At 63.2% G+C, this 14,667-nt stretch carries 11 protein-coding genes; 6 read left to right on the top strand and 5 right to left on the bottom strand.

Annotated features, from left to right (window positions below):
- Positions 1-15: 15 nt before the first annotated feature.
- Positions 16-960, bottom strand: coding sequence for a serine hydrolase (locus SINAC_RS34915; RefSeq protein WP_015250250.1), 945 nt, complete (start codon positions 958-960; stop codon positions 16-18).
- Positions 961-1,133: 173 nt separating this feature from the next.
- Positions 1,134-1,997: a dienelactone hydrolase family protein gene (locus SINAC_RS34910; protein WP_015250249.1), complete on the bottom strand. Its 864-nt coding sequence runs from the start codon at positions 1,995-1,997 to the stop codon at positions 1,134-1,136.
- Positions 1,998-2,208: 211 nt separating this feature from the next.
- On the opposite strand from SINAC_RS34910, the gene SINAC_RS34905 reads away from it, so the two are divergent.
- Positions 2,209-2,718 (top strand): hypothetical protein, encoded by a 510-nt coding sequence (locus tag SINAC_RS34905; RefSeq protein ID WP_015250248.1) that lies wholly within the window; start codon positions 2,209-2,211, stop codon positions 2,716-2,718.
- Positions 2,719-2,874: 156 nt separating this feature from the next.
- Here SINAC_RS34905 and SINAC_RS34900 read toward each other — a convergent pair whose 3' ends face one another.
- Positions 2,875-5,121, bottom strand: coding sequence for a CHASE3 domain-containing protein (locus SINAC_RS34900; RefSeq protein ID WP_020466576.1), 2,247 nt, complete (start codon positions 5,119-5,121; stop codon positions 2,875-2,877).
- Between the two features lie 523 nt (positions 5,122-5,644).
- Between SINAC_RS34900 and SINAC_RS34895 the strand changes: the two genes are divergently transcribed.
- The 5 genes from SINAC_RS34895 (at position 5,645) to SINAC_RS34875 (ending at position 12,659) form a co-directional block, all read left to right on the top strand.
- Positions 5,645-6,652 carry an SMP-30/gluconolactonase/LRE family protein gene (locus SINAC_RS34895; RefSeq protein WP_015250246.1) on the top strand — a complete coding sequence of 336 codons (1,008 nt, stop codon included), beginning with the start codon at positions 5,645-5,647 and terminating at the stop codon, positions 6,650-6,652.
- Positions 6,653-6,854: 202 nt separating this feature from the next.
- Positions 6,855-9,512, top strand: coding sequence for an amidohydrolase family protein (locus SINAC_RS34890; protein ID WP_015250245.1), 2,658 nt, complete (start codon positions 6,855-6,857; stop codon positions 9,510-9,512).
- A 44-nt stretch (positions 9,513-9,556) separates the two neighbouring features.
- Positions 9,557-11,110, top strand: a complete 1,554-nt coding sequence (locus tag SINAC_RS34885) for a sulfatase family protein (protein WP_015250244.1) — start codon at positions 9,557-9,559, stop codon at positions 11,108-11,110.
- A 326-nt stretch (positions 11,111-11,436) separates the two neighbouring features.
- Positions 11,437-11,841, top strand: a complete 405-nt coding sequence (locus SINAC_RS34880; protein ID WP_015250243.1) for a methionine-R-sulfoxide reductase — start codon at positions 11,437-11,439, stop codon at positions 11,839-11,841.
- Positions 11,842-11,960: 119 nt separating this feature from the next.
- A complete protein-coding gene (locus SINAC_RS34875) occupies positions 11,961-12,659 on the top strand; it encodes a class I SAM-dependent methyltransferase (RefSeq protein ID WP_015250242.1) in 699 nt (232 codons plus the stop codon).
- Between the two features lie 46 nt (positions 12,660-12,705).
- Here SINAC_RS34875 and SINAC_RS34870 read toward each other — a convergent pair whose 3' ends face one another.
- Positions 12,706-12,951, bottom strand: a complete 246-nt coding sequence (locus tag SINAC_RS34870) for a helix-turn-helix domain-containing protein (RefSeq protein WP_015250241.1) — start codon at positions 12,949-12,951, stop codon at positions 12,706-12,708.
- Between the two features lie 83 nt (positions 12,952-13,034).
- On the bottom strand, positions 13,035-14,462 hold the full coding sequence (locus tag SINAC_RS34865) for a sulfatase family protein (RefSeq protein WP_015250240.1): 1,428 nt from the start codon (positions 14,460-14,462) through the stop codon (positions 13,035-13,037).
- Positions 14,463-14,667 lie beyond the last annotated feature (205 nt).

Raw genomic sequence — 14,667 nt, 5'->3', positions numbered from 1 at the left:
ACGGCCGGTCTGGCCTCAGCGGGTTGCTTCGTCACGGGCGGAGTGGACCAGGGTGTCGGTCAATCGCTTGGCCGTTTCGCCGAGATGATGATGAGCCTCATCGCGGGGTTGGCTGCCTGCATCGGGTTGCGCGACCATCACGGTGTAGACGATCGTGCGGTCCTCCGTTTCGTACCAGCCGCTCTCGACTTGGGTGATGGGATCGCTGGCGAGGTCGCCGTTCTTCCAGAAGTGCCGGCCCAGGTTGGGTTCGTCCTGGGCGAGTACGGCGCGGCGGATTGCTTCGACGGTCGCCGCGTCGAGGCCGGGGACCTTCCGCGCGGCCAGGCGTTGGAGGACTGCGGCCAGGGCGGTGGGCGTCGCCTCGTTGTCTCCCTTGGCGCGGCGGTCGGCCAGCATGTAGCGGCGGACCATGATTGGGGCAAAGGCGGGGTCGCGGTCATGGATCGCCTGGGTCAATCCCTCCGGGCCGCCGAGGAGCGCCGTGGCGACGTTGGCAGCGGCGTTGTACACGATGTTTGAGGCGGGGACCGAGCCCATCATGACGCCACCGATCCGCCGGACGGATGCTCCTTTGAGCCCCTCGCGAATCTCGTCCCGTTGCGCCGGGGTGAAATGGGCCACGGCCGGGTGATCGTCCTGCAAGATCAGGTCGAGGCCCGGCGGACTGTCATCGAGGGTACCGGCGTGGCGGGCGAAGAGTTCGATCAGGAATGCTGTCTTGATGGCGCTGGCCGTGGGGAGGATCGCCGTGGGACCGGACGCATAGAGCGCTTCCCCTACGGGACCGCCAATCCAGAGACCGGCCCGGATCGGTCCACCGTGGTCGGCGAGGATTTTTCGAACGTCCTGATCAAGTTTCTCACGATCGAGCCGAGCTGTCAGTGCGCCGGCGAGTCCAAGAGTCGACGCCAGGACGATCACAGCGGCAAACGCCGCCACCGATTTGCGGAACATCATGGCGAACTTGACCTTCGTTGTACGATTTGTTGAAAATTTGTGATGTGATGATGTGTTTTGAGTGAGGATTCTACGGCAAGGAGAGATCCTTTTCTGCTTCTCTCCTGAACGGGCCGTTGGGGGCCACAGCCGTGGCTCCCAACGGCGTTTGCTTGGCCGGCTTACCGAATCAATCAGGAGACGCCGTACTGCTTGAACCAGGCGAGCATGCGCTGCCACCCGTCTTCGGCCTTGTCCTTGGTGTAGCTTGGCCGGTAGTCGGCGTTGAAGCCGTGGGGGGTGTCGGGGTAGACGATGATTTCGGCGGTCTTGTTCGCCTTCTTGAGCTCGGCACGCATCTGGTCGACGGTTTCGACCGGGATTCCTTGATCGGCGCCGCCGTAGAGGCCGAGCACTGGGGCTTTGAGTTCGCCGGCCAGGTCGATCGGGTTTTTCGGATGCAGCGCATCCGGCGGACTGATGAGCCGGCCGTACCAGGCCACCCCGGCCTTCAGGCTTGGATTGTGTGCGGCGTAGAGCCAAACGATGCGCCCGCCCCAGCAGAAGCCGGTGACGCCGAGCTTGGTCGTATCCCCTTTGCCCGAAGCCTTGACCCAAGCGACGGTCGCATCGAGATCCGAGAGCACCTGGGCGTCGGGGACCTTGGAGACGACCTTGGCAATGATCTCGGAGATGTCCTTGATCGTTGAGACGTCCCCCTGGCGTGCATAAAGGGCGGGGGCAACCGCCAGGTAGCCGACTTTGGCGAGGCGACGGCAGAGGTCTTTGATGTGTTCGTGGACGCCGAAGATTTCCTGGACGACCAGGATGACCGGGAACGGACCCGCTTTGGCCGGCATGGCCCGATACCCCGGAATTTCGCCGTCGGGCGTCGGGATCTTGACCTCACCCGCCTCCAAGCCGGTGGTGTCGGTCGTGATGGTCTGGGCCGAGACCGGCTGCACCGCCAGGGCAAAGCCGGCGGCCAGTGTTGTGACCGCGAACGTTCTCCGGGTGAAATCGCCGTTCGCAGGTGCGGATTGCGGGTCGTTGTGCATCGAGCGTGTTCTCCTCGGAAAGTTCGTGTATCGCCCACTTTTGAGCCGACCCGAGGGCGAGCCGGGTGTTGGCATGAATGCGGTATTGGCGATGCCTCTCAACGGGCGTGAACCGCGATTCTAGGTATGGTATTAATGGAGGCAAGCTCCAGACGCAAGCCTGCAACGATCCCGGCTCTCGGGTCAGTCGGCTTAAAAGGACGCGGAATCGATGCGAAATATGCTCTTGGAAAAGGTCGAGTACAAGGTTGACGAAACCCGTCTCGGCGTCTGGAGGCGATTCGTCTATCCCGACGGGCAGCTCTTTGAGGAATTCGTGTCGTATCAGCGGGTGCTTGGCCTGCCGCTCATTCATTACACGCGAGGCAAGTGTCCGGAAACCGGCAAGCGAATCGTCGCGACGGGGGTGCTTGCGATCGGCAGGATGGCCCGAGGGGTTGTCGCCATTGGTCAAGCCTCGTTGGGGATCATCGCCGTGGGGCAACTGGCCGTGGGATTGCTGGTCGGGTTTGGGCAGGCCACGACCGGGATGCTCGCCGTGGGGCAGCTTGCCATCGGGGGTATCTTCGGGTTGGGCCAACTGGCCACCGGGACGGTTGCGATTGGGCAGTTCGCCATCGGCCGCTATGTCCTGGCACAAATCGGGCTCGGCGAGTACGTCTGGGATATGCGCGCGGCGTCTCCTGTCGCGCAGCAGTTCTTCCGGTCGCTCCTTCCGTAGATCATGCCTCGTGGCCATTACGGCGAGGACTTCCTGGGGCACTTTTCGTTCGAGTGGATCACGGGCGGTGCGATCTGGAGAGCGGTGGGCATTTCAAGGAGAAATGGCTCTAGAAAATAAAACAGCAAGCGTACGAGAACTGATGTGTTTGTGGGTTTAATTGTGGTCCGCCGGCCGGCCCACGACCTGGCGGATCGTGGACACGAGCCTCGCAAAGTCGATGGGCTTGGTCAGATGAGCCCTGAACCCGGCCTCGCGGCTCTGGCGAATATCCTCCCGCATTCCGAAGCCGGTCAGCGCGATGGCGGGGAGCACACGATTCGCCGAGAGCTGGCGAAAGAGGTCCAGGCCGCTGCCGTCCGGCAGCCCGATGTCGCTGATGACCACGTCGAATTCGAGCCCGTTGGCGACCGTGAGCGCCTCCTGGACGGAACTTGCGGTTGTCACCTCGTGGCCGATTCGGCGCAAGAGTCGGGCCATGACGATCAGGGTCATCGGCTCGTCCTCGATCAGGAAGATCCGCAGGCTTGCCTGAGGAGCGTTTAACGCCGGGGGGGGCGGGCCTTGCTGGGGAAGCGACTTGGCGAGCGGGGCCGGCTTGTGCTCCACCTTCAATTGCACCCGAAGGGTCGTCCCCTGGTCTTTACCAAGGCTTTCGGCCGTCAGCACCCCGCCGTGCGCTTCGATCACTCCCTGGCTGATCGCCAGGCCGAGTCCCATGCCTCCGAACCTTCGTGTGATCGATCCTTCACCCTGATGGAAGGGGTCGAAGATCCAAGGGAGGACGCTCGGTTCGACGCCGATTCCCGTGTCGATGAATTCGATCATGAGTAAGTTTTGACCCATTACGACTGGGTCTGGCTCATTCCAGGTGCGGATCTCGATGGTTCCTCCGCTCGGGGTGAACTTGACGGCGTTCTTGATCAGGTTCCAGAAGACCTGTTCGAGCCGGGTCGCATCCGCGCTCACATGATGGTGACGGGCCGCGAGGTTGACCACCACGCCGAGTTCCTTGTCCTGGACGTCGCTCTGGCAGATCTGCAAGGCGTGCCGGATCAGGCTGTGGCAATCGACGACCGTGGTGTGCAGTGTGAGCTTGCCACGCGCGATTCGCATTACGTCTAGCAGGTCGTCGATGAGCCTGGCTTCGAGCACGACATTCTCGCGGATCATCTCCAGCGTGGGGCCAATGTCTTCGGCCGGAATCGGTCGCGCGAGCATGGATGTGACCGCGAGCATGATCGGGTTGAGCGGTGTCCGCAACTCGTGGCTGAGGATTGCGAGGAACTGGTCCTTCGCCTGGTTGGCATTCTCCGCTTCGGCAAGCGCCATCCGCTCGGCGCTCAGCAAGCGCTCACGCTCGATCTCATCGCGTCTGCGCGCGGTGATGTCGCGGAAAACGATGATCACGCCGATGATCTGGCCGCCGGTGTCCCGGATCGGTGCGGCGCTATCATCGATCGGGATCCTGGTGCCGTCGCGGGCGATCAAAAGCGTATGATTCGCCAGGCCCATCACCACCCCTTCGCGGATCACACGCGCGACCGGGTTCTCGGACGGCAGCTTCGTCGTCTCGTTCACAAGTTGGAGGACCATCTGAACCGGCCTTCCGACCGCATCACTGAGCGAATAGCCGGTCAGTGCTTCGGCGACCGGGTTCATGAGCTGGATGCAACCCGTCTCATCAGTCGAGATAACGGCGTCGCCGATGCTCAGAAAGGTGGTGACGAGCCGGGCTTCGCTCCGGCGAACCGCCTGAGCCCGTCGTTCTCGCTCGGCCAATTCCCGACGACGCAAGATCAGGGCCAGGATCAGGAGCCCCATCGCCAGGAACGTCGCGATCACGACCGCGAGCACGGTCCTCCGCATGGCTCGCCGCGAGATCCGCCCGTTCCCGGCCAGGACGCTCCGCTCCTGTTCCTGCACGACGGAGGCCACCTGCCGCGCCTGGTCCATCAACCGATTTCCCCGGCCGCTCTTCACGGTCATAATGGCCGCGTTCTCGTTCCCGGCGCGAAACAGAGCCACCGTCTGTGCGAGTTCTTCCCGCTTCAGTTCGATCAAGCGGCTCAAGTCGTTGACCCGCCGTCGCTGATCGGGGTCGTTTGCCGCGAGCGATTCCAGGCGATCGAGTCGACCTTGGAGAATGCCGACGGCCCGATCGTAAGGTTCGAGGTAGGTGTCGGATCCCGTCAGGAGGAAACCGCGCTGGCCGCTCTCAGCCTCACTGAGCGCGGAGATGATTCCCTCGACCTCGCTCAGAATCGCCCGTGAGCGGATGGATTGGCGGACCCTACTGGTGATTGTGCGGATGCTCGCAAACGCGACGATGATGTTGAGCGACAGCAACGCCAGCGCCAGCGGAAAGGCCACGACCAGAATCGTCCTGCGGCTCAGTCTCATACCCAGACCCCGACGCTTGCGATCGTTTGCTCTCGTCGAACGAGGGGAACCTCGATCCTAACGAATCCCGGACAGAACGATCCTGGACATCCCGTCGTGATGAGTCGAAACAAGGAGGATTCCATGGATCAAATCACCTTTCACGTCAGAATTCCGCAGCGTTGAGGAATGACGGTCGAGGGCGTCTGTCGAGGACATTCGGTGGCATACTACGGGCTTCGAGCGATTTGTGACGGACCGCGGGGGGGGAGCAGCGGGGCGAGACTCCGGGCCCGGGAAATGACGCGATCACGAACGGGGTGGCTATTGAAAAGGTAGCATGCCTGGCAACCGGTGGACAAGGGCTTCGACGAAGGGATTGGGCCTTGGCCGCGCGAAGAGAATCCACCGGCCCCCGATTCCAGGAATAAGGTTCTGTTTGGCTTTCAGGAATGTTCGCGCGAATCTCACTTTGTGGTTCCGCTGGAGCGATCCGCCGGTAAAATCAGGCTTACCAGCAAGCATAATCATGGAGACCGTCGCGATGATCTCTCGCCTTCATGTTCGACTTTGCCTGTTTTTCGCCATACTGGGAATGTTGATGTTCGAGCCGACGTTTGCGGCGAGTGACCCGATCGTGCTCGATCCGGGCGCGAAGCCGGAACGGCTTCTGGAGCAGGGGGCCGGCGAGGGCCCGCTCTGGCACCCGAAGCTCGGGCTGCTCACCAGTGGGGACGGGCACATCAACCGCCGGACGCGCGAGGGGGGCGTTTCGATCTATCGGCGCGACGCCGGGTCGAACGGACTGCTGCTCGATCGTCAGGGCAGGCTGGTCATCTGTGAGTTCAAGAACCGCCGCGTGACTCGGCTCGAGGACGACGGCCGGCTCACCGTCCTGGCCGAGCGTTACGAGGGGAAGCGGTTCAATCAGCCGAACGACCTGACCATTGATTCCCAGGGCCGGATCTACTTTTCCGACCCTTGCTACGGCGACCGCAGCGCGTTGGAGATCGTCGACCCGCAAGGGCGTCAGGTTGAGGGAGTTTATCGGATCGACCTCGACGGGGCGGTCACGCGGATCATTACCCACGAAGTCGATCGACCGAACGGCCTGGTCGTCACGCCCGATGACCGCCGTCTCTTCGTGGCCGACAATAACAATAACACTGCTGGCGGAGCCCGGAAGTTGTGGCGCTTCGACCTTCGGGCCAACGGCACTGTCGATGCCGCCAGCCGCAAGCTGATCCATGACTGGGGAACCACCCGGGGACCTGACGGCATCAAGCTCGACGCGGAAGGACGCCTCTTCGTCGCGGCGGGCCTCAACAAGCCGAACCCACCGCACGAAATTCAGGAGCAGCCGACCGCGGGGATCTATGTCTTCTCGCCCGAGGGCCAGTTGCTGACCTGGATTCCCATCCCGCGCGACGAGTGCACCAACTGCGCCTTCGGGGGCGACGATCTGAAAACCCTCTATGTCACCGCGGGCGGTTCCCTCTGGAGTGTGGCCGTCCGTGTGCCGGGCCAACCGCCACGAACGCTCTCGAAATAAGTCAGGTCACAAGCCCTTCTCTGACTTTCCCTGGGGCCGCGGGCGACCCGCCCCGCTCTTCAATTTGAGGAAACCTGCCCCGCGTCGCATTGCCGAGGCCGATAGGTCCCGTTGCGGCCTCTACGCGGGCCAGGTATCGTCGAGGACTTTGAGGACGCTCCCGTCGAGGGTTCTCGCCCGTCCCCGTTGAGCTGGGATCCCGATGCGAACGATTCATTGCCGGTTGTCCTTCTTGCTCGTGCTCTTTGCCATGTTCCACGAAGTTGCGCACGGCGACGAGCCGACGCTCCAGGTCTTCCGTGGGGCCACGGTATTGACGGCGGCCGGCGGTGAAATCGCCGACGCCGATCTGGTCGTGCGTGGCGGTCAAATCGTTGCCATCGGCAAGCGCGGGGAGGTCGACGTTCCCAACGGTGCCCAGATCGAGGACGTCGCGGGTAAGGTCATCATCCCTGGGTTGGTTGACACGCATTCGCATATTGGGATTTACCCCAAACCGGGGATCGAGGCGCACTCCGACGGCAACGAGATGACCGGGCCCGTGCAGAGTGGCATTCGGGCGCTCGACGCCATCTGGCCCGACGATCCGGGGATCCGAATGGCCCTGGCCGGCGGTGTCACCACGGCCAACATCATGCCCGGCAGCGGTAACGTCATCGGCGGCCAGACCCTCTACGTCAAGCTCCGAGGGGGGCCGATCACGGCGATGATGGTGACCCCCGGCACCCCCGAGGGGGGCCTCAAAATGGCCAATGGCGAGAACCCCAAACGCGCCTACGGCTCGAAGAACCAGGCGCCCGGCACTCGGATGCGCACGGCTGCCCTCCAGCGCGAGCAGTTTCTCAAAGCGGAGGACTATCGCCGGAAGTGGGAGGCCTATCGCAAGACCAAGGCGGAGGGAGGGGAGAAGGCCAAGACGGCCACGGAGCCCGAGCGCGACCTGGCGATGGAGTCGCTCGTCGAAGTGCTCGACCGCAAGCGAACCGTCCACTTCCACACCCATCGGGCCGACGACATCATGACCGTCGTCCGGCTGGCCGACGAATTTGGTTTCGAGGTCGTCGTTCAGCATGGCACCGAGGCCTACAAGGTTGCCGATGAACTGGCCAAACGGAAGGTTGGCGTTTCGCTCACGATCCTCGACAGTCCCGGTGGCAAGCCCGAAGTCGACGGCCTCCTCGAGCAGAATGCGGCCATCCTGGAGAAGGCTGGGGTCGCGATCGCCGTGAACACCGATGACTTCATCACCGAGTCGCGGTTCCTGCTGCGGACGGCGAGCTTGGCTGTGCGTGGTGGACTGTCGGAGGCGTCGGCACTGCGGGCGTTGACGATCACCCCGGCCACGATGCTTCACCTTGAGCGCAAGATCGGATCGATCGAGCCGGGCAAGGACGCCGACTTCCTCGTCCTCTCGGGGCGGCCGTTCCGTGTTTACACGCAGGTCTTGCAGACCTACATCGAGGGGAAGAAGCGGTACGACCGCAACGACCCGGCCCAGGCCTCCTACGCCATCGGCGGCTTCGCCCTTCCTGAATCCACGGACCGACCCAAGCCGGCAATTCCGATCGACCCACCGGCCGACGCCAAGCCTTCGGCTGTGAAGAGTGCCTCGGAGATCAAGTCGGATGCGAAGCTTATCGCCATTCGCGCGGGGCGGCTCCACACGGTCGGCGGCCCTGCGATCGAGGATGGCCTGGTCATCGTCGAGGACGGCAAGATCAAGTATGCCGGCAAGTCTGAAGGGGTGGATGTTCCCGAAGGAACTCCGGTGCTTTCGGCGGCGGTCGTGACCCCCGGCTTGATTGACACGCACACGGTGGTGGGGGTTTCGGGCCGGCTCAACATCTCGGCCGACCAGGACCAGGACGAAAAGAGCGACCCGAACCAGTCCGATGCCCGGATCCTCGATAGCTTCAACCCGGCCGAACCGTTGCTCGAGTTCGCCCTCCGGCATGGCGTGACCCTGATCCAGGCGATGCCCGGTCCGGTCGACGTCATCGGCGGTCAGGCCGGAATCTTCCGGACCCACGGCGTGACGGCCGAGGCCATGATGGTCCGCTTCCCGTCGGCGATTGTCTTCAACCTGGGCGAGGTCCCCAAGTCCTCTTACCCCGCGAAGGGCCCAGGTACCCGGATGGGCACGGCCGCCTTGATCCGGAATGCCCTGAACGCCGCAGTCAACGACCGCAAGAAGCGAGCGGCGGCCAAGGAAGGAGCCGAGCCTGACCACAACCTCAAGCATGAGGCACTCGGACTCTTGCTCGAGAAGAAGGTCCCGGCCGTGTTTGCCGCCCATCGCGCTGACGACCTGGCCACGGCGCTTCGGCTGGCCGACGAGTTCTCCCTGGATCTTGTGCTCAGCCAGGCGACCGAAGGCTATCTGCTCGCCGACGCCATCGCCCAGGCCAAGGTGCCCGTGCTCGTTCATCCGACGATGCAACGGCCCGGTACCCCCGAGACCTTCAATACGACCCTGAACAATGCCGCGCTCCTGGCGGACAAGGGCATCCCTGTCGCGATCACGTCGGCCTACGAGGGGTACGTCCCCAAGACCCGCATCCCGCTCTACGAAGCGGCCGTCGCGATGGCGAACGGCCTCGGCTACGAGCGTGCTCTGAAGGCTGTCACTCTCGACGCGGCCAAGATCCTCAAGGTCGACGCCGAATACGGTAGCCTGGAGCCGGGCAAGGTGGCCGACATGGTCCTCTTCGATGGCGACCCGTTCGAGTACGCGTCGCACGTGTCGCATGTCCTGCTCGGCGGCAAGCTCGTCTATGACCGGGCGGCTGAGGCCAAGCGGCCACTCCGCGGGATGAGCTCCGACGTCTTCGTCGAACCGGCCTGTTGCCTGGCCCATTGATCGCGCGGCGGCTTGACTCCTCACGACTCATGGAACCGACCTCAATGCGCTCACGATTTTCGACAGCCACGGCCTTGGTTCTCGCCCTCTGGGGAACGACCGTGAGCGGGGCCGACGATGTTTCACCGAACATCGTCGTTATCTATGCCGATGACCTGGGCTATGGCGACCTCGGCTGCTATGGTGCCACCCAGGTCAAGACCCCGAATCTCGATCGACTGGCCGCACGTGGGCTTCGATTCACCGATGCCCACGCGTCCGCGGCCACCTGCACGCCGTCGCGGTACGCGCTGTTGACCGGGGAGTATGCCTGGCGGCAGAAGGGGACGAACATCCTCCCGGGTGATGCCTCGCTGATCATCAAGCCGGGCCGGATCACTGTGCCTGCCATGTTGAAGCAGGCCGGATACACGACCGGGTGCGTCGGCAAGTGGCACCTGGGGCTCGGTGAGGGCCCGATCGATTGGAACAGCGAGATCCGGCCTGGGCCGCTCGAGGTTGGGTTCGACTCCTCGTTCATCCTGCCGGCGACGGGAGACCGCGTTCCTTGCGTCTATGTGAAGGACCGCCGCGTGGTCGGCCTCGACCCGAAGGATCCGATCCGGGTGGATTACTTGCAGCCCGTCGGTGACGATCCGACCGGGCGTTTGAACCCCGATCAACTCAAGATAAAGTTAAGTCACGGGCACGATAATACGATCGTCAACGGGATCAGCCGGATCGGCTACATGGCCGGCGGCAAGGCGGCCCGCTGGGTCGATGAGGACATGGCCGACGTCCTGACCCGCGAGGCCACGGCGTTCATCGACCGAAACCAGGCGCACCCTTTCTTCCTCTACTTCGCCACCCACGACGTCCACGTCCCACGCGTGCCGCACCCTCGATTCGCCGGCAAGAGCGGCTGTGGGGTTCGCGGCGACGTGATCGAAGAACTCGACTGGTGCGTTGGCGAAGTGCTCGCGACCCTCGACCGCCTGAAACTGGCTGACAACACGCTCGTCCTCTTCTCGAGCGATAACGGCCCGGTCGTTGACGACGGCTACGCTGATGACGCGGAGCCGATGCTTAACGGGCACCGCCCCGCCGGTCCACTTCGCGGCGGCAAATACTCTCCCTATGAAGGGGGCACGCGCGTCCCCTTGATCGCGTGCTGGCCAGCAAAGATCAAGCCGGGGATTTCTGATGCGTTGATCTGCCAGATCGACCTGCTCGCGACGTTCGCCGCCCTGACCAAACGCAACCTGCCCCAGGAGGCAGGCCCTGACAGCTTCGACGTCTTGCCCGCTCTGCTGGGCACTTCGCCCGTGGGCCGTGACCATCTCGTGGAGCAAGGGGGCGGCCTCTCGCTCCGCCAGGGGAAATGGAAACTGATCTCGCGACAGGCCAATGGCCAGGGAGGCCCCGTGGCAACCAAGAAGGCTGCGGTCGCGAAGAAGAAAAAAAACGGGCCCTCTGCGTCTGCTGTCGAACTCTTCGACCTCGCCGTCGACCCGGCAGAGACCAACAATCTCGCCTCGAGTCATCTGGAAGAGGTCGAGCAGTTGAGCCGTCTGCTCGAGCGAATTCGCCAAGAGGGGCGAAGTCGCCTTGTTCATTGAGTTGACTGACTCGTCGATGACCCACGCAACATTCGTTCGGCGGTGAACTTGCCTGGGGCGCCGGGTCGAGCGTCAGCGCCTTATCGATCCCGTCATGTCCCTTCTCGAGGAGCCCCATGCCGGGGAACATCAGCCCGGATCGCCCCGCACATCAGTTTGCCGACTCGGTACAATGCTGGAGATTACACGAGACGCCAATCAGGAGTTATTTCATGTCCGCTCGGATCCTATGGTGTTGCATGCCAATATGTTTGTTTGTTGCTGGATGCGGAACACGCTCCAACACGGATGAGTCGCTTGCAGTTCACCCTGCCGGAGTGCACGCAATGCCCGATAAGCAAGATTCCAAGTTCAACCCCCTCTCGCCCGAGGAGGCTCAGGTCATCCTCGGGAAGGGGACGGAGATGCCGTTCAGAGGCGAGTACACCGACCTCAAAGATCCCGGAACCTACGTCTGCCGCCGCTGCAACGCTCCGCTCTATCGCTCTGACGATAAATTCGCCAGCGACTGCGGATGGCCCAGCTTCGACGACGAGATCAAAGGAGCGGTCGAGAAGGTCTCCGACAGCGACGGCGAGCGCACCGAGATCCTCTGCCGGAACTGCGGCGGCCACCTCGGGCACGTTTTCGTGGGGGAAGCTCTCACGAAGAAGAACACGCGGCACTGCGTGAACTCTGTATCGATGAAGTTCTACCCCAAGGGCAAAGAACTGCCCGCAGTGATCAAGTAGGCCCCCTGGCACTTTGTCGACGGCCATATCCGAAGGTTGGCCTCGCCCGGGCAGATTGCCAGCCCCGGGACGTTCGACGATGATGAGAGGCAACAGACGACTCCTTACCAGAAAGACACATGGAACGGGAAGAACTACAGAAGGTCTTCGACGAAAAGTGCGCCTCGGGCTACGACCAGCAATGGTCGAAGATCGCCCCGCTCAGGGAAGCCCTGCACCTGCTCATCGGGGCCGTGCTCTCTGACCTAGGTGACGATGCGCGAATCCTCTGCGTCGGCGCAGGGACGGGTCCGGAGCTGATCTACCTCGCCGAGCGGTTCCCGGCCTGGCGATTCGTTGCGGTCGAGCCCTCGGCGCCGATGCTAGACGTCTGCCGAAGGAAGGCCGAGGAGCGTGGGATCGCCAATCGCTGCGAATTCCACGAGGGCTATCTCGAGTCGCTCCGGCGGGGTGACGCCTTCGACGCGGCCACATCGCTCCTCGTGTCTCAGTTCATCCTCGACCGGGAGGCACGCACCGGCTTCTTCCGCGGGATCGCCGAACGGCTCCGCCCTGGTGGAGTCCTGGTGAACGCGGACCTGTCATCCGAGGCAAGCCCGGCTGCATACGAAAGCTTGCGCGGGGCCTGGTTCCGGATGATGCAGGACGGGGTACTCACCCCCGAGGCCATCGAGAAGATGCGTGCGGCGCACGACCGCGACGTGGCATTGCTGCCTCCAGTTGAGGTTGTCGAGATCATCTCGGCCGGAGGTTTCGAGTCGCCGGTCCAATTCCTCCAGACAGGCCTCATCCGCGCCTGGTATGCGCGGCGGGTGTGACAAGCCGTCGCGACAAGGATGACCTATGCGACGGTTCGCTTTCCGCTTACTCGGGACGATCGGCGGCTACCCGCTGGAAGGCATCGGCCCAACGATGCCGCCAGGGACCGATCGTGTGGCGTTCGCATCCGATCTGCTCGGCGATGTCCTCATTAGAGAGGCCGTCAAACGCCAGGAGGATCATCCGCGCCCGCTGGGCCACGGCTTGGGGACAAGTGCCGGAACGGGTCATGGTCTGCAGGAACGCCTGCTGCCGTTCCGTGATGACGAGCTTACGTGCCCTCCCTGGCATAGAGGCTGGCTCCGGGGCTTGGTCTGTGGGAGTGGGCAATTTAGCGAATCATCGCAAAATCGATCCGATCATGGAAAGTTGCCTCAGCCGGGGTGTACTCGTTTCTCGCCTTTCGCCTGCGGATCGCCGATCGAGATCATCCACTGTTGGAGCTGAGCTGCCAACTCGGCCTTGCGATCGCGGTGAGCGGGGTTGTCGGTAAGATTTCGGGTCTCCCCCGGGTCATCGGCGAGGTGGAAGAGTTCGTCATCGACGCCCGGTTCGAAGTGGCGGATGAGCTTCCACTCGGGGGTGCGGATCAGCCGCATGTTCGCGACCTGGCCGTTGTGCATGTCGTACTGGCCGAAGAGGGTGTCGTCCCAGGCAATCGCCTTGTTCTTTGGATCGCGGAGCAGGGGGACGAAGCTCCGGCCGCCGATCCGGAGGTTGTCGGGCACGCCGCTGCCGGTCATCTCGACGACGCTGGGGAAGATGTCGAGATTGGAGACGACACGGTCGACCTTGGTTCCCGGGGCGACGACTCCTGGCCAGCGGACGATCAGGGGGACGCGGATCGAGTCGTCGAACATGTTGGGCCGCCGCTCTTCTTTCTTGCCCTCAACGAGCCACGTCCCGTTTCCCTTGTGCCAGAGACCGTGGTGGCCGATCATGTAACCGTGGTCGCTTGTGAAGATCACGATGGTCTTACCTGTCAGCCCCAGCGCTTCGAGCCGATCGAGCAGACGGCCGACGTTGCGGTCAACCGAACTGACGCTCGCGTAATAGCGTCGGGTGAGTGTTTTGACCCGTTGCCGAGGCAGGCCGGGGACGTCTGGGATCGTCGGGTCGAGCGTCTCGTAGTGAGCTGAGTCTTGTTCGGGCACGGGCGCATAGGGGACGTGGGGCGCCCGGAAGTGGATCGAGAGCAGGAAAGGGCGATCGCGGTTCGCCTCGACGAAGCGGATCCCTTCTCCGACCAGGAGGTCGGGAAGCGAGCCTTGGACTCGCCGGACAGTCCCTTCGACCTCGAGTTCCGGGTCGATCGGCTGATTACCGCCACCGAGGAAACCGAAGAAGTGATCGAACCCCTGGCGGGTGGGATGGAACTCGCTCCGCGTTCCGAGGTGCCACTTGCCCATGAGCGCTGTGGCGTAGCCTTGGGCCTTGAGCAACTCGGGCCAGAGGATGGCCGAAGGGGCCAGGCCGAGGTCGGGTTCGCTCTTGGGGTCGATCCAGTCGGCAATGCCGAACTGTGTGGGATACCGGCTGGTCAACATGCTGGCCCGCGACGGGGAGCAGACCGGGGTGGCGGTGAACGCGTTCTCGAAGAGGGCCCCGGCCTGGGCGAGCCGGTCCAGGTTCGGCGTGTGGATCTCCTTGTTTCCGTAGGCCCCCAAGGCCCACCGAGCCTGGTCGTCGGTGTAGAGGAAGACAATGTTAGGCCGATCCGCCGGTCCCTCGGCACATGCGGCGTTCAACGTCGGACCCAATAGCATTGCAACCCACAGTCCCGCATTGAAGAGACGTCTCATCGTGGCATGGCTCCCCATCTATATCGCTTGGACCACTTGACGATCGCCCCTGCTTCCCAAGCATTGGCTTGGATGATAGAGCAGCGGAATCAAGGATGCCAGGGGTGGGCTCATTTGGTTGAATTTTGAGAATATGTGTATTTTTGTGTTCTATTTGTGTGGATTACGCATCGAACGATCGGTTGCCGGCCGGACCCGGAGTGGG

The organism is Singulisphaera acidiphila DSM 18658 (genome assembly GCF_000242455.2).
GTDB lineage: Bacteria > Planctomycetota > Planctomycetia > Isosphaerales > Isosphaeraceae > Singulisphaera > Singulisphaera acidiphila.
This window is presented reverse-complemented; position numbering and strand designations above follow the sequence as displayed.